Source organism: Geobacter anodireducens (assembly GCA_001628815.1).
Lineage (GTDB): Bacteria > Desulfobacterota > Desulfuromonadia > Geobacterales > Geobacteraceae > Geobacter > Geobacter anodireducens.
This window is the reverse complement of the sequence record CP014963.1, coordinates 1,948,704-1,968,948: the sequence shown is the minus strand read 5'-3', so window position 1 is coordinate 1,968,948 and position 20,245 is coordinate 1,948,704. Positions and strand designations below refer to the sequence as shown.

The following is a 20,245-nucleotide window of genomic DNA, read 5'->3' as shown; positions in this document are numbered from 1 at the left end:
GGAGCCCCTGCCCACCTGCGGGGATCTCTCACATTAGCATCCAACGGCCTGCTGAGGAGGAATGATTGATGAAACGGATAACGACTGCCCTGCTTCTGGTAATGGCTCCGCTCACCGTCCACGCCGCTGACGGCGGCGTTCGGCTGAGCCTCAAGGAGGCAATCCAGTCTGCAGTGCAGAAAAACCTGGATGTGCGGGCAGAACTGTACAATCCGGCCATGGCGGAGGCTGATATCCGCAAAAATCTCGGTATTTATGATACGCAACTCATTGTTTCAACCGATTTTCAGTATGCCGTCACCGAACCGGTCAGCTCGTTTCTTTCAGGAACCAATACCAGCCGGACCCGGACGCTGACTCTGAATCCCGGCGTGAACCAGTTGACGCCCCTTGGCGGGACAGTGGGGCTCACGTTCAATAATGCCTACAACTACACCAATTCCACCCGAAGCCCGAGCGAATACTGGAACTCGGATCTGACGCTGAGCCTTTCCCAGCCGCTGTTGAAAAATTTCGGCAAGGACCCCACCGAACTCGGCATCATGGTGGCGCGGACGGCCAAGGATGGTTCCCTGGAGCGGTTCCGGACCCTGCTCCTGGACACGGTGGCCAGGGTCAGGACCGAGTATAACCGGCTTTACAGCCTGCGCGAGGATCTTGAGGTCAAGAAGACGTCCCTGGAACTGGCCCGTAAAATACTCACCGATACCCAGGCACGGGTGAAGGCGGGCGTTCTGCCGGCCATGGAGATTCTCAATGCCGAGTTCGGTGTGGCAAGCCGGGAAAAGGATCTCATCGATGCGGAAAAAGCGGTACGGGATCAGAATGATGTGCTCCACGTGCTGCTTCAGCTACCCGGCAAAGATGAGTTCATTCCGGTCGATATCCCGACCCGCGAGCCATATGAGGCCGAGGAAAATGCACTGATCCGCAAGGCGCTGGATTTGCGGCCAGAACTGCGAGAGCAGAAGGCGAACCTCAAGACGAGCGAACTGGAGACGCGCGTGGCCCGGAACCGGACCCTCCCGGATCTGAATCTTACTGCCAGTGCCGCCGTGACGGGCTTAGACCGTCACTACAACCGCAATCTGGAAAAAGTCGGCTCAGCCGATTACCCGGTTTGGGGCGTTGGGCTCGTATTCCAGTACCCCCTGGGGAACAATGCCGCCGAGAACGAGTATCGCCGCAGTAAATTGAAGGTGGAGCAGGGACGCACCCAGATCAGGAGCCTTGAGGCCAATGTGGAAAATGAGGTCAAGACGGCCATCAGGGGCGTTGATTCGGGCTACAAGCAGCTCGACGTGACCGACCGCGGCCGCGCCTTTGCCGAGGAGCGGCTCCGCTCTTTCATCAAGAGGAGCGAGGTGGGGCTTGCCACTATTAAGGACGTTCTCGAAGTTGAGAGTGAACTGGCCACGGCAAAGAGCAACCAGATCAAAGCCTTGACAGGATATGGCGATGCCGTTACCCAATTGCTGCGGGCCACGGGAGAGCTTCTGGATCGGGAGGGAATCACCGTAACGGAAAAAGAAGGGGACTCCCTTTACGAGCAAAGTGCGCGAGACTGACACGTCCGGACTGATGATGGAGTTCTGAATGGCCTTGATGAATGTGATGACAGCCTTTCGCGCGCTTCGCCGTTGGGGACGGCATGCCGTTGCGGCGTCTGCGGTCGTGCCTGCTCTCGCGCTGTGCGCCTGCTCCCCCAAGGAGCAGAAACCAACGGTAAAGCCGCCGGTGCCGGTCGTGCTCGCAAAGGTGGAGCGGAAGACGATTCCGGTTCAGATCAAGGCCATCGGCAATGTGGAGCCCTATGCCACGGTGGCGGTCAAGGCCCAGGTGAGCGGTGAGGTGGTGAGCGTTCACTTTACCGAAGGGCAGGACGTGAAAAAGGGCGATCTCCTGTTTGCCATAGATCCGCGTACCTATGCCGCCGCCCTGAAAAAAGCGGAAGCAAATCTTTCCCGAAATCTGGTCCAGGCGCGCAATGCCCGCCAGGACGCGGAACGCTATGCCCAACTGCTGACAGAAGGGATCGTGACCCAGGAGCAGTATGAGCAGTACCGCACCAAGGCGGAGGCATTCGCGGCGGATGTTGCCGCCGACCGGGCCGCCGTGGAGAACGCCAGGGTCGAACTCTCCTACTGCACCATACGCTCGCCCCTTTCGGGCCGAACCGGCAACCTGGCGGTGCATGCGGGGAACATCGTCAAGGCAAACGAGAATCCGCCGCTGGTTACGATCAACCAGATAACTCCGATCTACGTAACCTTTGCCATTCCTGAGAAAGACCTTGCCGAGATCAAGCACCGGTTGGCGTCCGGACGGCTCGCGGTGGCGGCGATCATTCCCAATGATCAGGGACCGGCGGAGCAGGGGACCATCAGCTTTCTCGACAATGCGGTCGACGCTGCCACCGGTACCATCAAACTCAAGGGAATCTTTGAGAACAAGGGGCGGCGGCTCTGGCCCGGTCAATTCGTCAACGTGGTCGTGACCCTCGCGTCCCGCGCCGATGCCGTCGTGGTGCCGTCCCAGGCTCTCCAGACCGGACAGAGCGGCCCTTATCTCTTTGTGGTAAAGGCCGACTCCTCCGTGGAGGTCCGCCCCGTAACGCCGGGTATCACCCATGAAGGACTCACTGTCATCGAGCAGGGCGTCGCTCCGGGTGAAACGGTTGTGACCGACGGCCAGATGCGGCTGACCCCCAGTGCCAAGGTAACGGAAAAACGACCCGGAGGTGCCGGCGCTTCCCCCCCTGAGCCGGGTAAGCACCCATGAACATTGCCGAAATCTTCATCCGCCGGCCGGTCATGACGAGCCTCATCATGCTGGCGGTCATGCTTTTCGGCCTCATCGCCTACGACAAGCTGCCGGTCAACGACCTGCCCACCGTCGACTACCCGACCATCCAGGTTTCCGCCACTCTGCCGGGCGCCAACCCCGACACCATGGCCTCATCGGTGGCGCTCCCCCTGGAGCGCGAGTTTTCCACCATTGCCGGTGTCGACTCCATGACCTCCACCAACGGCATCGGCATATCCCGCATTACCATCAAGTTCACCCTGGAGCGGGACATCGATGCCGCGGCCCAGGATGTCCAGGCCGCCATTTCCCGGGCCCAGCGCCAGCTTCCACAGGATATGCCGGCCCCCCCATCGTTCCAGAAGGTGAATCCGGCCGATCAGCCGATCCTCTATCTGGTTCTCAGTTCGCCGACGCTTCCCCTCTCCACGGTCCACGAATACGCCGATACCATGATCGCCCAACGGATTTCCATGGTCAACGGCGTGGCCTCGGTACAGATCTACGGCTCCCAGAAGTATGCGGTACGGGTTCAGGTGGACCCCAAGGCCTTGGCGGCCCGCAAGATCGGCATTGACGAGGTGGCCCAGGCCCTGGAGCGGGGGAACGTGAACCTTCCAACCGGCACCCTCCAGGGAAAGCACGAGGCCCTGACGATCCAGACCAGTGGCCAGCTTTACAGCGCAAAGGAGTATGAGCCGCTCATCGTCGCCTACCGCAACGGCTCGCCGGTCCGTCTCGGAGAGATCGGCCGGGTGATTGACAGCGTGGAGAACGACAAGGTGGCCGGCTGGTACAAACAGACCCGTGCCATTGTCCTTGCCATCCAGCGCCAGCCGGGCACCAATACCATCGAAGTGGTAAGCAGGATCAAGGAGCTGCTTCCCCAGTTCCGCTCCCAACTCCCCGGCTCGGTGGATCTGAGCATCCACTTTGACCGGACCGAGGGGATCAAGGAGTCGGTCGCCGATGTGAAGTTCACCATGGTGCTCACCATCTGCCTGGTCATCATGGTGATTTTTCTCTTCCTGCGCAACCTGCCGGCAACGGTAATTCCGAGCCTGGCGCTACCGCTCTCCATTGTCGGCGCCTTTTCGGCCATGTACCTGATGGGGTTTTCGGTCAACAACATCTCATTGTTGGCTCTTACCCTGTCGGTGGGCTTCGTGGTGGACGACGCCATTGTCATGCTGGAGAACATCGTCCGTCACCTGGAGAAGGGGGAGAGCCCCATGGAGGCGTCCCTCCGTGGCTCCCGCGAGATCGGATTCACCATTGTCTCCATGACCATTTCATTGGTGGCGGTCTTTATCCCGGTTCTTTTCATGAAAGGGATGCTTGGCCGGCTGCTCCACGAATTCGCCGTCACCATCAGCCTGGCCATTCTCATTTCCGGCTTCGTATCGCTCTCGCTGACCCCCATGCTGTGCAGCCGCTTCCTTCGTCCGCACAGTGGTGAAAAGGGCCACGGCAGGTTTTATACGGTCATGGAGCGGTTTTTCGACGGCATGTACCGCCTCTACGAAGTGACTCTGGCAAAGGTTCTGAGGCTCCGCCGGACCGTGTTGGCCGGCACCCTTGCCATGACCCTGCTCACCATCTGGCTCTTCACGAGAATCCCCACAGGGCTGCTGCCCAGCGACGACATCGGGGCCATCTTCGCTATTACCGAGGGTGCCCAGGGGATTTCCTTCGAGGAAATGAAGGCCAAGCAGCAGCAGTTGGCGGCCATTGTGCTCCAGGACCCGAACGTTGAAGGATTCATGTCTTCGGCGGGCGCCGCCGGGAGCCGGGTGTCCTCCAATTCGGGGTTCATGTTCATTCGGCTCAAGCCCCGCCACGAGCGGAAGCTTAACGCGGATCAGGTCATCCAGCAGCTCCGGCCGAAAGTCATGGCTGTGCCCGGGATTCTCATGTTCCTCCAGAATCCGCCGCCGATTCGACTGGAGGCTCAGTTGGCCAAGAGCCAGTATCAGTTCGTGCTCCAGAGTCCCGATACGGATGAACTCTACCGGCGCGCAGCCGACCTGGAGGCCAGGCTGAAGCAGGTGCCGCTCCTGCTGGACGTGACCAGCGACCTCCAACTCAATAATCCCCAGGTGCAACTCGACATAGACCGGGACAAGGCGTCGGCCCTCGGCATCACCGCCCACCAGGTGGAGGATGCCCTCTATTACGCTTACGGCTCCCGCCAGGTTTCCACCATCTTCGCTCCAAACAACCAGTTCAAGGTTATCCTGGAACTGGAGCCCCGCTACCAGACCGACCCGGCAGCCCTGTCCATGCTTTACATCCGTTCTCAGCAGGGCGACCTTGTTCCTCTCAACACCCTCGCTACCCTGCGGCGGACTCTCGGTCCCCTTTCCGTGAACCATCTGGGGCAGATCCCGGCGGTGACCATCTCCTTCAACCTGCGGCCGGACACCCCTCTCAGCGAGGCCGTGTCAGCCATCGAGCAGGTGAGCCGCGATACGCTTCCAGCTTCATTCACCACCAGTTTCCAGGGAGTTGCCCAGGCCTACCAGCAGTCGACCACGGGGCTAATTGTCCTGATCATCATGGCGATCGTGGTAATCTACATTGTCCTCGGCATTCTCTATGAGAGCTATATCCATCCCCTCACCATCCTGTCGGGTCTTCCGTCAGCCGGGTTCGGGGCACTCATTACCCTGATGATCTTCGGCAAGGAACTGAATCTCTACGGCTTTGTCGGTCTCATCATGCTGATTGGCATTGTTAAGAAAAACGCGATCATGATGATCGACTTCGCCCTGGAGGCCCAGCGCACCGAGGGGAAACCACCACTGGAGGCAATCCATCAGGGGGCTCTCGTCCGTTTCCGCCCCATCATGATGACCACTATGGCGGCGCTGATGGGAACGCTCCCCATTGCCCTGGGGATCGGTGCCGGGGCCGAGGCCAGGCGTACCCTGGGGCTGGCTGTGGTGGGGGGGCTTCTGGTGTCCCAGTTGCTGACCCTTTACATAACACCGGTTATTTATTACTACATGGACCGCATGCAGGAATGGTTCGTCGGGAAACTGCCGGGCCGCCGGAGGGTCAGCGCATGAGAACGCTCGTTCTGATTCGTCATGGGGAAAGTGTCTGGAACAGGGAAAACCGTTTTACCGGCTGGACTGACGTGGGTCTGACCGATACGGGCGCGGCAGAGGCCCTGCGTGCCGGTCGTACCTTGAAAAACGAGGGGTTTGCCTTTGACGAGGCGTTCACCTCAGTGCTCAAGCGGGCCATCAAAACCCTCTGGATCATTTTGGAGGAGATGGATCAGATGTGGATTCCGGAGCACCGTCATTGGCGGCTCAATGAGCGCCACTACGGCGCGCTCCAGGGGCTCAACAAGGCCGAAATCGCCGAAAAGCACGGTATGGAACAGGTTCATGTCTGGCGTCGCAGCTATGATGTTCCGCCGCCGCCCCTGGCCGCCGGCGATCCGCGCAACCCCGCACGGGACCCGCGCTATGCGGAGCTTGATCCCGCAGATATCCCCCTGACCGAGTCGCTCAAGGATACCGTAGCCCGTTTCCTTCCCTACTGGCATGAGGCAATCGCGCCACGCATCCTGGCAGGCCGTCGGCTGCTCATCGCAGCCCATGGCAACAGTCTGCGGGCCCTGGTGAAACACCTGGACGGTATCGGGGACGACGCCATTGCCGGCCTGAACATTCCCACCGGTATTCCCCTTGTCTATGAACTGGAAGATGACCTGCGCCCCATACGAAGCTATTACCTGGGTGATCCTGACGAGGTTGCCCGGGCCACCCAGTCGGTGGCGGATCAGGTGAAGAGGTAAGTATGTGTGTGTCAGGGGCTATAGGATGCGATACCCTGGGCCCCGCGACACGATAAATCCTTCCGCGGCAAGCTGTTCCAGGTTTTTCCCCACGATTTCGCTGCTCGCTCCCACTGCCTTTTCAAGCGCATCGCGGCTGATACCCGGATTTTCCAGCACGGCCCGGAGGATGCGGCTGCGCACCTCCCGGTTGGATCCCTTGAACGGCGTCTGTCGCGTATGATGTGAACTGCGGCGCGACGGATTGCCATGCAGTCGCTTCAGGTGCGATCCGTAATCCATGAGAGCGTAATACCATTCGCGGGGATTATCGCGGTCCAGGGTCTGTTCGATCAGAGGCATGAGATCGCGGTCGTGAATGCCGCTTTGGTCCGCGAAGAAATGGTGGATATACACGCTGCGGATATTGGTCTCGATGAAGGGCAGGGGGGTGTTGAAGGCAAAGACGACCACTGCCCGGGACGTGTACGTTCCAATGCCCGGCAGCCGGACCAATTCGTTCGGATCGGCGGGGACCTCTCCTCCCAGGCTTGCGACAACCGCCTCGGCGCAGCGCTTGAGGTTCACGGCGCGCCGGTTGTAGCCAAGCCCCTGCCATGCCGCAAGAACCCGTTCCAGTGGCGCCGCAGCCAGGGCCCTCAGGTCAGGAAACTCGGCCAGGAACGTTGCGTACTTTTCCCTGACGCGCTCCACCTGCGTCTGCTGGAGCATGATCTCTGACACGAGGATGGCGTATGGATCAAAGGTCTCCCGCCAGGGGAGTTCGCGACGCTGGGGTACGTACCAGTCATACACGATCCGCCGGAAGAGGTCTGCCACGGCCGGCGTGAGCCCTTCCTGGCGGAAGAGATGCGTCAGCTCCTGTCCCCTGTTCAATGGTCGCGGTACCCCAGGACAACAAGGATGCAGCTCCCGTCAGCGATGACAGCGATGCCATTTTGACGGCAAAGCTCCACCGCCTTGTCGCTTTCGGCTCCCGGTTGCATCCAGATAGTGCGGATGCCCTTGCGGGCAGCCATTTCCACCACCTCTTCAGTGATCTTCGGCGGCGTAATGACCGAGATGCTCGTTACCTCATCCGGCAGGTCCATCACGCTGGCCACGCAGGCCACTCCTTCAATTTCCTGTTCCCTGGGGTTCACCGGGACGACCTTCAGGTTTTTCTGCTGATAGACCCTCAGGACCTTGTTGCCGTATTTGTGCCGGTCGGCCGAGGCTCCCACCACCCGAACGCCTTGGCGGCGAAAAAGGCGTCGATCTGCTCTTTCGTGCTCATGGTGTCCTCCTCTCGTGTTGTGACGAGATTGATTGTATATCCTTTTGCGAAAATCACCAGCCGGAATCCGTTTCTGTGCGTTCAATGCCGGGTCCAGTCGGGCTTTATTTGCTTGACTATGGTTACTATCACCCATGAAACCGCAAGGGATGCGGCCATGATCCCCAGTGAGATGAAGGCGTTATTCAAAAGCGTTGGCCTGAGCAGCAGCACGAATCCGAGGCTGAGCATCATGATACCTGACACGAGCTTGAGAACCCGTCCCTGCCATTCGGTCAACTTCCGGCTGCCAAGGGTGATCGTAAAGATTCCCACGATAATCGCCAGGGGAATCACATAGACGACATTGTAAAACCCCAGATAGAGGTAATAGGCCGATGACGGCAGTTCGCGCAGGGTCAGAACCCGTGTGAATACCATGGGAAAGCCGGCGGTGCAGAGGAGTTCGTAACTGTTGGCGGCCAAGGCGAGCACTACGGTACCCGCCAGCATGGCTGGTAGGGTTCCTGCCCTGACAAGGTTTCTCATTCGTTCGAAGAGCCTGGGTTTTGCCTCTTCGGGGATGACGAGCGACACTCCCCTTTCGAACAGAAAAAAGTCCTTCACGTTCATGGTTGCGATGATCAAAGCCGCGACGGCAGCCAGCACGGTAATCCAGGTCAGGTGTCCGGTTACCAGAAAGAGATTCAGCCAGGCCGCCATGAAGAGAAAATAGACCAAGCCGGAGAAAAAGACGAACACCCCGCCGATTAGTGCCATTTTGTGGCGGGAATGGGCATGAACCATGAGACTCAGGAGAAAGAGGAGCACAAAGAACGCGCAGGGGTTAAAGCTGTCGAGCGTTGCAACGGCGAGGGTGAAAAAGGGCAGGGACAGTCTCTCGGCCGAAATGGTTCCGAGGAGAGGAAGGGTGAGCGGGGCCGCATTGCCGGCTCTGCCTTGTGTGTCGTTTTCGCCGGCTGGGTGGGATGTCGCGGTGCGTCTGACGATCTCCTGTTCCAGCTCACGACGGGTTTCATCTGAAAAACCGTCGAGCATCTTGTTGGCAATAATAAAGGTTGGGACCCCTTTAGCCTCTGTTCCCAGTTTGCGGGACATGGTCATGAGGAGATTGAGGTTGTTTTCATTGTGCAGCACTTCGTAGGAGCGGATTTCCAGGCCGGGAAAGCGGTGGTGGGCGTCAGCGAGGTAGGTCTTGGCCCGTTCGCAATGGGGGCAGCCTTCACCCCAGAAAAAGTAAAGGGTAACAGCCGGTGCCCGGGATGTCGTCTCTGCCCATGAGGCAAGAAGCATTGTCAGGCAGAGCAGGAGTGCGGCAACAGCGGGGAAAGGCGCCCATCTCGTTCTTGCCCTGATCATCGCTCGTCTCCCGCTCGGGCGCCGGGTATTTCTTCTTGTGTCTTCACCCGGCCCGAACTTGATATCTGTAGCAAGTGTACCACTCTGGAGCGAGCATTCATCTTTGCGGCAGAATCCTGAGACCAATGGTCTCGGGTGATTAGGTATGTATGTAAGTTTGGTGTGCGTTGAGTTGGTAGGCGAGATATGGTTGTCTATGTGGCTTTACTATCGTAATTACTTTACTTCTACGTCACGTATGCCAGCGGGTCTCCAGGCAGGGGCGATAACGTGTGAGCAGTTGTCTTGTCCCAGCAGGGTGCCAAAGGTGACGGCAGTGTCTCCGAACCGGTCGTTAACCTGGTCCATGGCTTGCGAGAGGGTTGTGAGCCGCTGTTCTTCCGGGAAGAGGGGGAGCTGTTCCGAGGCATGTACAAGGTTGCTGATGGCCACGCCCAGGAGTCGTATTGGTTGCGTTAAGTGGAGTGTGTCGAGCAGTGCAGTGGCGGCTCGATAAATGTCGCTGCTTCGATTCAATGGGGAGGGGAGGGTTTCCTGGCGGCTGAACGTGGTGAAATCGGCATACCGTATTGTCAGGGTAACTGTTTTTCCTTTGGTTTTGTAGCGGCGCGCGCGGCGTCCAACCATCTCTGACAACATAAGCAGGTACTTATGTACGTCTTCCTTGCTGGTGAGGTCGTGGTCCAGGGTTGTGCTGTGGCTGATGCTTTTCACTTCTTCTTCCGTTGTGGTCGGTATTACGGGGGAGTCGTCAATGCCCTGTCCCATCTGTGTGAGTCGTGCTCCCATGACACCGAAATGTCGGCTAAGTATCCCCGGGCTGAAGTGTCCCAGGTCGTTGCAGGTGGAAATGCCAAGGTATTTCAGTCGTTGTTCAGTGGATGGGCCTATTCCGCAGAGGCTGCGGATCGGGGTCGTTTTCATGAGTGAAGCCACGTTTTCGGGTGGGATGATGGTGAGGCCGTCAGGCTTTTGCATGTCAGAGGCGAGTTTTGCCAAAAGCTTGTTTGGAGCGATGCCGATGGAGCAGGTGAGGCCGAATCGGTCCAGGATGCGGGCTTTAATCTCGCGGGCAATCACGTCGGCGCTGCCGAAAAGTCGAAGCGAACCGCTCAGGTCGAGAAAGGCTTCGTCAATGGAAAAGACTTCCACAAGGGGGGTAAATTGCCCGAGCATTTCGAAGATCAGTTTTGAAATGCGGGTGTATTCCCGGTTGTTGCCGATAACGAGGATCAATTCCGGGCAGAGCCGTTTTGCCTCGTGAGTTGTCATGCCTGTCCTGACCCCGTGGGCGCGGGCCTCGTAGGATGCGGTGGTGATGATGGTGCGCGCGCCTGACCCGATAACCGCAACCGGCTTTCCCTGGAGGGATGGGTCTGCTTGTTGCTCGACAGAGGCAAAAAAGGCGTTCATGTCCAGATGGAGGATGGTTCGATGGGCGTTCATAATTAAGTATCAGCGCACCTGCTTACCTATGTATTAATTGTGCCTGCTGTCAGCACATGCGCCGGTAAATACCTACTACCTTGCCGATTATCCATGCCTCCTGTCCCCCGCTCCGAACTATGATGGGGGCCATATTGGGATTTTCGGGCTGAAGCCGGATATGGTCCGCTCCCTGGTAGAAACGCTTGAGCGTTGCTTCGCCGTCGATCATGGCTACCACGATGTCGCGGTTCTCCGCTGTCTGCTGGGGGCGGACCAGGGCCAGGTCCCCTTCGATGATCGCGGCATTGATCATGGAGTCGCCCTTGACTCTGAGAAAAAAGGCGCCGCCTTTGACCAGGGACTGATCAATCGAGATGTGCTCCTCGATTTCCTCTGTGGCGATCTGGGGGACTCCGGCCCGCACAACCCCGATCACGGGTAACGAAACGGCAGGGGCGCGCCGTGCCCGCCCAGTCAGAGTTATGCCGCGCGAGTTCCCCGGTTCCCGCTGGAGGTAGCCTTTCCGGGCAAGAGCCTCCAGGTGCTTTGCAATGCCCAGTGTGCCGCTCACGTTCAGGTGGTGGGCTATTTCCCGAATGGTAGGAGGATAGCCGTAACGATCCACGTGGGAGGTTATGAACTCAAGCACGGTGCGCTGGCGGGGGGTAAGTGTTTCCATGGGGACGGCTCCCTTGTTGGTTGTCATATGTCAACCTAACATGAAAAAAACAAAGGTGTCAAGGATGGGAAACAGTGAGCGGGAATTGCCTTAGGATAGAGTCAGGCAACAGGGCAGGGGGAAGAGATTCGGGAAGGATGGTGTGTAATGGCGCGAATCGGGAGAAGCGGTGCGGGGCATCCCCCGTGCGCCCGGATTCAACGCACGGGGGTAACGATCGGTTATTCCTTGATAAAGACTGCCAGTTCCACGTGATCCCCCTCGGCCAGGCATGCGGGGAAGCACAGGCAGAGGTGATCGGCCGGCGGAACGATGCCGCCGGATGCCTCAACGATCCTGGGAGGCGCGATTTCGATTGATTTGCCGAGTTGAGCCGCCTTGGCGGCTATGTTGCCGCATACCACGTTGATGAATTCCATCACCGTGTCGTCCAGAACCTCCTTGGGCTCTTCGTCCACATTGGCTTCCTTGAGGATTGCCTGGCGATTCTGGCCTGGGCATCCGTGGACACTCCCATCAGGTAGCACCCGGAGACGTCGCCGGAGAAATCCATGGCCGCGTAGACATCCTTCCTGGGCAGCCGATTCGCCACAAAGCACGGTTCGGGACGAAACGTGAGAAGCGCCACCCGGGTAAGCATCTTGCGGGAGAGGTCGACTACCATTTCCCAGATGTTCGGGTTTGCAAGGCCGGCCGGGATGCTTACCGTGTCAGTGGCGTACTGAGCCTGATCCACCTTGAATTCGTCCAGATAGCGGGGAAGGTCGTCGGCGGAAAGCCCGCCGACCTTGACCAGGGCTTCGCCGATGTAAAGGTGGCCGTTCTTTTGGCGGGTGAGCACCTGCTGCATCTGGTCGGCAGTGAGAAGCTCCAGCTTGACGGCCATGTCGCCGAAGCGCAGGTCTTCGCACCGCTGGGCGTTGTGGACTTTTTCGATGTCGGCTTCGGTCAGAAGCCCCATGGCCATGGCCGTGGCGCCGAAGCTCAGGTTTACCGATTCTTGCAATTCTATGGCCTGCAGGAGAACTTCCCGCGTTACCACTCCTTTTTCAACGAGAAACTGTCCGAAAAACTTGACCGCCATGTCCGGTCCTCCCTGCGAGATTGATGAATAAGGGGGGGGCGAGCCGGGTTAGAGCTCGCGGAGGATCTTCAGTACATTGTCAGCCTCGAAGGGCTTGGAGATGACTGTCCGGGCGCCGAGCCGCAGGGCTTCGGTGAACTTGTCGCCGACTCCACCCAGGGAGGTGACCATCACCACCTTGATGTTCTTGTCAAGGGCCACCAGGGTTCGCAGGGCCGTGAGTCCATCCATGCCCGGCATGTTCATGTCCATGCAGATGATATCCGGGTGCTCGGTCTGGTGCATGCGGATGGCCTCCATGCCGTTCTTGCCGTGTCCGACCACCTGGAATTCGCCGCTTTCCGAAAGAATCTTGTCAAGCTGACGGGCCACCGAGATGCTGTCGTCCACAATGAGAACCTTTTTCATGCATTCCTCCTTCCTATGGTCACGCCGAACGCGTTTGATTTCTCCATACATAATTTCATATCGGCAGGTTGCCCGTTTCGTTTAGCAAAAAAACAGCCGGAGACGGGCTCCGGCTGTCATTGGCGGGTGACGGTGAGATTATGCCTGTTTAATTTAAGAGTTACCGAGGCGTCTTACCAGGATCGTTACTCGCCTTTCCGGCTTTCGATAAAGAAGAAAGGGGCGCGCCGTTTCATGTGGCGCGCCTCTTTATTGTGAGCAAGGGTAAGATTGGCATATCAGGTGTTGCATAATTTGTGGGCAAAAGAAAAGGCCCATCAATCTAGTTGATGGGCCTTTGTTGTTGGTGCGGTAGAATGGACTCGAACCATCACGGGGTAACCCCCGCCAGCCCCTCAAGCTGGTGCGTCTACCAATTCCGCCACTACCGCAAACCTTTGTTTTTGTCTGAACCCTGATGGCATCAGGCTTCTTCGTCATCAGGGACCCACTTTGTAGCATTATCTCTGTGTGGGTGTCAACTGCTTTTTTCCGGAACCTCTATTTTGCCGGTGCTGCCGGTGTCGGCGTGGGGACCGCCGGTTGCGCGGGAGCTGGCTGGCTCTGTTGAGGCTGCGCCGGCGGCGCAGCCGGTTGGGGAGCCGGAGCCGACACACCCTTGGCAGGCATGATGGACGAGGTTTCCGCGCGGCCGGACAGGTACGCGAGGGTAAGGGATGTCAGCATGAAGATGACGGCTGCGGCAGTGGTGAGTTTGCTGAGGAAGGTTGTTCCTCCGCTGGCGCCGAAGACCGACTGGCTGCCGCCCGCACCGAACGATGCGCCCATTTCGGCTCCCTTGCCAGACTGGAGCAAAACGATGCCGATCAGCGCGAGACAGACGAGAATGTGAAGAAACGTCAAAAAGATCATCATAATGCCAACTCCACTGTATGTTAGTAACCTGAAATCCATACCACAGGTTAATTGAAATGCCAAGTCCTAACTTGGCGTTCTTTCGTGTTTACATGCTGAATGAAGCAATGGCCGCAAAAGAGTCCGCCTTGAGGCTGGCCCCTCCCACCAGTGCGCCGTCGATATCGGGTTGGGTCATGAGCCCTTTGATGTTCTCGGGCTTCACGCTGCCTCCGTAAAGGATGCGAACCGCCTCTGCCGCCGGTTTGCCGAGAAGTTCGGACACTACGCCCCTGATGAAGGCGTGAGCTTCCTGGGCCTGGGCGTCCGTGGCGGTTTTTCCGGTGCCTATGGCCCATACCGGCTCATAGGCAATGATGACGTCTTTGAGGTCGCCGGCGGAAAGCCCGGCCAGTCCGCCGTTCAACTGTGCCCGCAGCACGTCGAACGTTGTGCCCGCCTCGCGCTCTACCAGGGATTCTCCGATGCAGGCAATGGCCGTGAGTCCTGCCTTGAGGGCGGCCTTGATCTTGCGATTCACGGTTTCATCGGTTTCGCCGAAATACTGGCGGCGCTCTGAATGGCCGATGATGACATGGCTGCATCCGGCATCCACGAGCATGCCCGGCGAAATCTCGCCGGTGTAAGCCCCTTCCTCTTCCCAGAAGCAGTCCTGGCCAGCGAGCTTGATGGCTGAGCCGTCCAGGGCGCCCTTTACGGCGGCCAGCACGGTAAAAACCGGAGCCACGATGATTTCGACCCCCTGCACATCCTTCACCAGCGGAGCAAGCCCATTGACCAGTTCACGGGCCTCGGCGCGCTTTTTGAACAGCTTCCAGTTTCCTGCAATGACGGGTGTTCTCATGGACGCTCCTCCTATTTTCCGTTTTCTTCGAGCACCTTGATGCCGGGGAGTTTCTTGCCTTCGAGGAGCTCAAGAAAGGCGCCGCCGCCGGTGGAGATGTAGCTGATCTTGGCATATTCACCGGCGCGGTGGACCGCCGAGTCGGTGTCGCCGCCGCCGACAATGGTAAGGGCGTAGGAGTTGGCCACGGCTGTCACCATGGCAAAGGTCCCGCGGGAAAAGGCATCCATCTCGAAAACCCCCATGGGGCCGTTCCAGATGATGGTCTTGGCGTTCTGGAGCGCCTCGGTGAAGAGGGCCACCGTGGCGGGACCGATATCAAGCGCCATCCACTCTTCGGGGATTTCCTGAATGGTGGTCACCTTGGTCTCGGCCTCGGGGTTGAACCGGTCGGCAGCCACGCAGTCAACGGGGAGGTAGAACTTGATCCCCTTTTCTCGGGCTTTGGCGTAGGTCGAGCGGGCCGTTTCGATCAAATCCTCCTCCACCAGCGACTTGCCCACGTTGTAGCCGAGGGCCTTCAGGAAAGTGAATGCCATGCCTCCGCCGATGATGATTTTGTCCACCTTGTTGAGCAGGCTTTCGAGAACTTCCAGCTTGCCCGAAACCTTTGCCCCGCCCAGGATGGCGACCAGCGGGCGGATCGGCTTTTGCATTGCCTTTTCGAAGTAGTTCATTTCGTTCTTCATGAGAAATCCGGCCGCAACTACCGGAAAGAACGCTGTTATCGCTTCAACTGACGCATGGGCCCGGTGCGAGACGGCAAAGGCGTCGTTCACGTAGATCTCGCAGCCGTTGGCCAGTTCGCGGGCAAAGTTTTCGTCGTTTTTCTCCTCGCCCTCATAGAAGCGTACGTTTTCCAGCATGATGATGTCGCCGGATTTCATGGCGTCGATCATCTGCCGAACTTCGCTGCCGATGCAGTCGGGCGCCAGGAGTACCTCTTTACCCAGGAGCCGCGAGAGACGCTTTGCCGCCGGGGTCATGGAGTACTTGGGCTTGCGCTCCCCCTTGGGGCGTCCCAGGTGGGAAGCGAGAATCACTTTCGCGCCGGCATCGAGGGCGAAGTTGATGGTGGGGAGGACCGCCCTGATGCGCGTGTCTTCGGTGATATTCTGATGTTCGTCCAGGGGAACGTTGAAGTCGACCCTGATGAAGACCTTTTTGCCTTTAAGTTCAGGTATTTCGTCAATATAGCGGATTGCCATGGTTTCCTCCCGAGTAGATGGTTGTCAGTAATGCAGGGGGCAGGGGTGGTCTGACTGGCGGGCAAAAGAAAAGGGGGGATTGATCCCCCCCCTTGCGTGTATCCGGTTTACTTGGACGCGATGAGTTTCATCAGGTCCACGACCCGGTTGGAGAAACCGGTTTCGTTGTCATACCACGAAAGGACCTTTACCATGGTGCCGTCAATGACCTTGGTGCTCGGAGCGTCAACGATGGAGGAGTGAGTGGTGCCGTTGAAGTCGATGGAGACCAGGGGCTCTTCCTCGAATCTGAGGATTCCCTTGAGGCTTCCTTTGGCTGCTTTTTTGAGGGCTGCGTTCACTTTTTCGGCATCGGTCTTCTTCTTGAGGGTGACCACGAGGTCGACCACCGAGACGTTGGGGGTCGGGACGCGAATGGCCATGCCGTCAAGTTTGCCTTTCAGCTCCGGAAGAACGAGAGAGACCGCCTTGGCGGCGCCGGTGGTGGTCGGGATCATGGACATGGCCGCGGCCCGGGCGCGACGCAGGTCCTTGTGGGGAAGGTCGAGAATCTGCTGGTCGTTGGTGTAGGAGTGAACCGTGGTGACCAGTCCTTTTTCGATGCCGAAGGTTTCATGGAGAACCTTTGCCACGGGGGCGAGGCAGTTCGTGGTGCAGGAGGCGTTGGAAATGATGTTGTGCTTCTTAGGATCATAGGCGTCATGGTTGACCCCCATGACGATGGTGATGTCTTCGTTGGTGGCAGGAGCCGAGATGATGACTTTCTTGGCGCCGGCCTTCAGGTGGAGTTCGGCCTTTTCGCGCGCCGTGAACAGGCCCGTCGCTTCCAGGACCACGTCGATCTTCATCTTTTTCCACGGGAGAAGCTCGGGATTTCTCTCGGCTATGATGGTGATGGGCTTGCCATTCACGATGATTGCGCCGTCGCCTACCTCAACCTTGCCGGGGAACGGGCCATGGACCGAATCATATTTAAGAAGGTGAGCCAGGGTCTTGGCGTCGGTGAGGTCGTTGATGGCAACGATCTCAATACCCTTCTCCTTGGTAGCCGCGCGGAGCACGGAGCGTCCGATCCTGCCGAAACCGTTGATTGCAACCCTGAGAGCCATTGAAACCTCCTGTCGCGTGATGTGAGAGCTCGGCGAGCCTGTAGTATACAAACCCCGCAATCATATAGGGTTGCGGGCCGAGCGTCAACCGTTTTGTGCCGTCAGGGACGGTCTCACGCTGCATCGGGCGAGGCGCCGCATGTATAAAAATGATGAGAAGGTTATGAAAGTTGTGCTACTATAGGCCCGTCAAGAAGGAGCGTTTTCTCCGTCCTTGTTCATACGGTTCCATGAAAAATACCCTTGAAAAACGAATAATCCTTTTTTCATTCATCATCCTGTTTCTCACGATTGCCGCCAATTCCGGCATGGATGTCGTGGGGTTCAGGCGTGATTATATCCAGGCGCTGATCCTGCGATCGCAAAGCCTCGGGACCTCTTTGCGCGGGAGTATCGAGAAGGTTGTCGGCCTCGGCATCGACATCAGGGATATCGAGGGTCTGAGCGAAAAGTGTCGGGAGCTGGTCAACTCCAGCCCTGAAATCGCCTATTGCGTCATCACGGACAGTGAAAGTTCCGTTCTGTTTCTCAACGATCCCGTCTATCGTTCCCTACGCTTCGACATCATCAAGAAGGCTTTTACCACCCGGCTCGACCAGAGTATCCATTTGATCGGGGAAGATGGTGCCTATTACGATACGGTGACGCCGGTCCGTTCATCGGATGGCAAGCAGGTGGCGCTCGTTCATATCGGTTTCTCGCAAAAGGTGGTTGATCAGAAGGTTGGAGGGATCATCCTCCGCTCCGTCATGGTGCTGGGGCTTTTTTTCCTGATCTCGTTTTCGCTGGTGGTCATTTTTGTCAAGAAGAGCATTGTGCAGCCCATTTCCGCCCTTTTGGGCGGGGTGAAAAAGATCAGGGAAGGGAACTTCGATCACCGGATCGACGAACTATCCGTGTATGAGTTCAACGAACTCGCCCGGAATGTGAACGTCATGTCCGAAGCCCTGGGAAACCGCGAGGAGGAGATCAAGCGCAATTACCAGGAACTTGAGAATATCCACAACGATCTCCATTCGTCGTACCTCAAGCTGGAAAGCCTGAGTCTCGAGCTGGAGAAGAGCGAAGAGTTGTACAAGTCTCTGCTGGAGGACGCCAGTGACGCCATCGTTGTCGTGGATGAGAACGAGATCGTCAAGATGGTTAACAAGATGGCGGAGGAATTTTTCGGCCACAGCTCAGAGGAGGTCGTCGGCTTGCCCCTGAGCAGAATGCTTGTCCTGGTCAAGACCCACAATATCCCCATTGTCTACAACTTTTTCCAGGAGGTGGGGAAGGGGAGGCATGTGGCAGAGGAGATCCGCTTCTCGCGGGTGGAGGGTGAACAGGTTGTGGGGCTCATCCACGCCAACACCGTTACCATCGGGTCCGAACGCCTCATTCAGGCAATCATCCGCGACGTAACCCGCGAACGTGAGATCCTTTTCAACCTGGAAAAAAGCGCCACCGACCTGGCCCGGCTCAACAAGATGAAGGACTCGTTCCTGGGGATAGCCTCCCACGAGCTCAAAACGCCGCTCACCGTGATCATGGGGTATGCGGAGCTGATCCTTTCCGACATGAGCGGCAAGGTTGACCGGAATGTGGTCGACATGGTGCAGAACATCTCCAATGCCGCTGCTCGGCTCGACAATATCGTCAAGGATATGGTCGATATCTCCATGATCGACGAAAGGCGGCTCCGGCTCAAGCTCGACGATGTCGATGTGAACCGGCTGATCGAAGACTCCATGAACGAGCTCCGCTTTTTCGTCTCCATGCGCAAGCAGAAATTGATCGGCGAACTGGATGAGACGGTCCCCCGGATCAAGGGAGACCCTGTGCGGCTCATGCAGCTCATGTCGAACGTCATCGGCAACGCCATCAAGTTTACCCCCGATGGCGGCCGGATCACCGTTTCCACCCGGACCAAGTACCTGCTCCGCTCCAAGCAGGCGCCGATTCCGGAACTGGCCAAGCCGGTGGTCAATATCGGCAAGGAACAGCACCTTTACGTTGAAATCACTATCACAGACACCGGCATCGGCATCGATATGGATGATCAGCTCCGAATATTCGACAAATTCTACGAGGTGGGAAATATCGAAGAGCACAGTTCGGGCAAGGTGGCATTCAAGGCGCGCGGCGCGGGGCTCGGGCTTTCCATTGCCAAGGGAATCGTCGAGATGCATGGCGGCGAGATATGGGTCGAGTCGCCCGGCTACAATCCCGAGCAATTTCCCGGCTCCACCTTCCATATCGTGCTGCCCCTGAATCCCATCACCGGAGATGGAAGCATCGATTACCTCAATCTGCTTGAGTGACCTTCGCGATCCTGACCGAAGCCGGCATCCGGCAACCGTTGATCGTTAGAAAATTTTTCCGCCTTTCGCCTTGAATCATCCCCCCTGTTTCCTGTATATAAGATAGGTTGAGCTGTCCGGTTGCCGGTAGACCGAAAGGCCATGAATGGAGGGTGTGTGAGGGTTTGTCTCCTCGCCAGCGGGAGCAAGGGCAATTCCCTGTTCATCGAGACCGGCGAGAGCAGGATTCTTGTTGATGCGGGCCTCTCGGCCCGGGAACTGGTCCGCAGGCTTGCTCTTGTCGGGGTTGAGGCCGCTGATCTCGATGCGCTGTTCATCAGCCACGAGCACACGGACCATGTGCGGGGTGCCGGAGTTCTGGCCAGGAAGTACCGGATACCGGTTCACGTGAGCTATCCGACACACCGGGAGATCAGCGGTCAGCTCCATGGCGCCGATGTGATCGAGTTCGAGTCGGGCTATTCCTTCACGTTTCGGGATGTGCTCGTGGATCCGTTCCGGATCACCCATGACGCCTGCGATCCGGTGGGGTTCTCCATTGAAAGCAGGGAGGGAAAGGTCGGGGTCGCGACTGATCTGGGAACCGCAACCCGTCTCGTGACTGACAAGCTCGCGGGCTGCCGGACCTTGGTCGTGGAGTCGAATCACGACGAAGGGATGCTGATGGACGGGCCCTATCCCTGGCACCTGAAACAGCGGATCAAGTCCCGTCACGGACACCTATCCAACAACGATACAGCGGCCCTCCTGGCCGAGGTGATCAACCCCGGACTGGAGGGGCTTTTTCTTGCCCACCTCTCGGAGGTAAACAACGATCCCGTCATGGCCCGCCAGGTAACCGCCAGCTTCCTGGCCGGGCAGAACATCTGCTCCCCACGTCTCATTATGGGTGATCAGTATCGGCCCAGCGAGTTTTTGAATATCTGACAGGCTGCTGGCGTCGTTTTCTGCAGCCTGCCGACCGACCCGCACAGGATGGATGCTTCGTGTGTTCCGACTCCTGTCAGGGGCTGCAC

15 protein-coding genes, 1 tRNA gene and 2 pseudogenes are annotated in these 20,245 nt (G+C 58.1%); 6 read left to right on the top strand and 12 right to left on the bottom strand.

Annotated elements, in window-relative coordinates; all coding sequences use genetic code 11:
• Positions 1 to 68: 68 nt before the first annotated feature.
• Genes A2G06_08955 through gpmA form a run of 4 tightly spaced genes read left to right on the top strand, consistent with a single transcriptional unit; the run spans position 69 to position 6,616 of the window.
• Positions 69 to 1,568 (top strand): RND transporter, encoded by a 1,500-nt coding sequence (locus A2G06_08955; protein ID ANA40402.1) that lies wholly within the window; start codon positions 69 to 71, stop codon positions 1,566 to 1,568.
• A gap of 28 nt (positions 1,569 to 1,596) precedes the next feature.
• Entirely contained in the window at positions 1,597 to 2,781 is a 1,185-nt protein-coding gene (locus A2G06_08950; protein ANA40401.1) for an efflux transporter periplasmic adaptor subunit, read from the top strand.
• Positions 2,778 to 5,876 carry an acriflavine resistance protein B gene (locus A2G06_08945; protein ANA40400.1) on the top strand — a complete coding sequence of 1,033 codons (3,099 nt, stop codon included), beginning with the start codon at positions 2,778 to 2,780 and terminating at the stop codon, positions 5,874 to 5,876. The genes A2G06_08950 and A2G06_08945 overlap by 4 nt, the downstream gene beginning before the upstream one ends.
• A complete protein-coding gene (gene gpmA, locus A2G06_08940) occupies positions 5,873 to 6,616 on the top strand; it encodes a phosphoglyceromutase (protein ANA40399.1) in 744 nt (247 codons plus the stop codon). The genes A2G06_08945 and gpmA overlap by 4 nt, the downstream gene beginning before the upstream one ends.
• Positions 6,617 to 6,634: 18 nt before the next feature.
• Here the strand turns inward: gpmA and A2G06_08935 are convergent, their stop codons facing one another.
• The 12 genes and pseudogenes from A2G06_08935 to A2G06_08880 form a co-directional block, all read right to left on the bottom strand.
• Positions 6,635 to 7,492 carry an endonuclease III gene (locus tag A2G06_08935; GenBank protein ID ANA40398.1) on the bottom strand — a complete coding sequence of 286 codons (858 nt, stop codon included), beginning with the start codon at positions 7,490 to 7,492 and terminating at the stop codon, positions 6,635 to 6,637.
• Positions 7,489 to 7,892: pseudogene (locus A2G06_08930) on the bottom strand (CoA-binding protein). Before A2G06_08930 ends, A2G06_08935 begins: the two are co-directional and overlap by 4 nt.
• Positions 7,893 to 7,973: 81 nt before the next feature.
• Positions 7,974 to 9,251, bottom strand: coding sequence for a hypothetical protein (locus A2G06_08925; protein ID ANA40397.1), 1,278 nt, complete (start codon positions 9,249 to 9,251; stop codon positions 7,974 to 7,976).
• Positions 9,252 to 9,467: 216 nt separating this feature from the next.
• Positions 9,468 to 10,697, bottom strand: a complete 1,230-nt coding sequence (locus tag A2G06_08920; protein ANA40396.1) for a DNA polymerase IV — start codon at positions 10,695 to 10,697, stop codon at positions 9,468 to 9,470.
• 49 nt (positions 10,698 to 10,746) lie between these two features.
• Positions 10,747 to 11,358 carry a LexA family transcriptional regulator gene (locus A2G06_08915; GenBank protein ANA40395.1) on the bottom strand — a complete coding sequence of 204 codons (612 nt, stop codon included), beginning with the start codon at positions 11,356 to 11,358 and terminating at the stop codon, positions 10,747 to 10,749.
• 221 nt (positions 11,359 to 11,579) lie between these two features.
• A pseudogene (locus tag A2G06_08910) lies at positions 11,580 to 12,442 on the bottom strand (chemotaxis protein CheX).
• A gap of 48 nt (positions 12,443 to 12,490) precedes the next feature.
• The gene (locus A2G06_08905) at positions 12,491 to 12,850 is read right to left on the bottom strand and encodes a two-component system response regulator (GenBank protein ID ANA40394.1); all 360 of its coding nucleotides are present in this window, start codon (positions 12,848 to 12,850) and stop codon (positions 12,491 to 12,493) included.
• Between the two features lie 344 nt (positions 12,851 to 13,194).
• A tRNA-Leu gene (locus A2G06_08900) sits at positions 13,195 to 13,281 on the bottom strand.
• A 109-nt stretch (positions 13,282 to 13,390) separates the two neighbouring features.
• Entirely contained in the window at positions 13,391 to 13,765 is a 375-nt protein-coding gene (locus tag A2G06_08895; protein ID ANA40393.1) for a preprotein translocase subunit SecG, read from the bottom strand.
• An 88-nt stretch (positions 13,766 to 13,853) separates the two neighbouring features.
• A complete protein-coding gene (gene tpiA, locus A2G06_08890) occupies positions 13,854 to 14,609 on the bottom strand; it encodes a triose-phosphate isomerase (GenBank protein ID ANA40392.1) in 756 nt (251 codons plus the stop codon).
• An 11-nt stretch (positions 14,610 to 14,620) separates the two neighbouring features.
• Positions 14,621 to 15,817, bottom strand: coding sequence for a phosphoglycerate kinase (gene pgk / locus A2G06_08885; protein ID ANA40391.1), 1,197 nt, complete (start codon positions 15,815 to 15,817; stop codon positions 14,621 to 14,623).
• 107 nt (positions 15,818 to 15,924) lie between these two features.
• Positions 15,925 to 16,926, bottom strand: coding sequence for a type I glyceraldehyde-3-phosphate dehydrogenase (locus A2G06_08880; GenBank protein ID ANA40390.1), 1,002 nt, complete (start codon positions 16,924 to 16,926; stop codon positions 15,925 to 15,927).
• Between the two features lie 230 nt (positions 16,927 to 17,156).
• On the opposite strand from A2G06_08880, the gene A2G06_08875 reads away from it, so the two are divergent.
• Together A2G06_08875 and A2G06_08870 are read left to right on the top strand one after the other, a co-directional pair.
• Entirely contained in the window at positions 17,157 to 19,229 is a 2,073-nt protein-coding gene (locus A2G06_08875) for a PAS domain-containing sensor histidine kinase (protein ANA40389.1), read from the top strand.
• 156 nt (positions 19,230 to 19,385) lie between these two features.
• Positions 19,386 to 20,156 (top strand): MBL fold metallo-hydrolase, encoded by a 771-nt coding sequence (locus A2G06_08870; protein ANA40388.1) that lies wholly within the window; start codon positions 19,386 to 19,388, stop codon positions 20,154 to 20,156.
• Positions 20,157 to 20,245 lie beyond the last annotated feature (89 nt).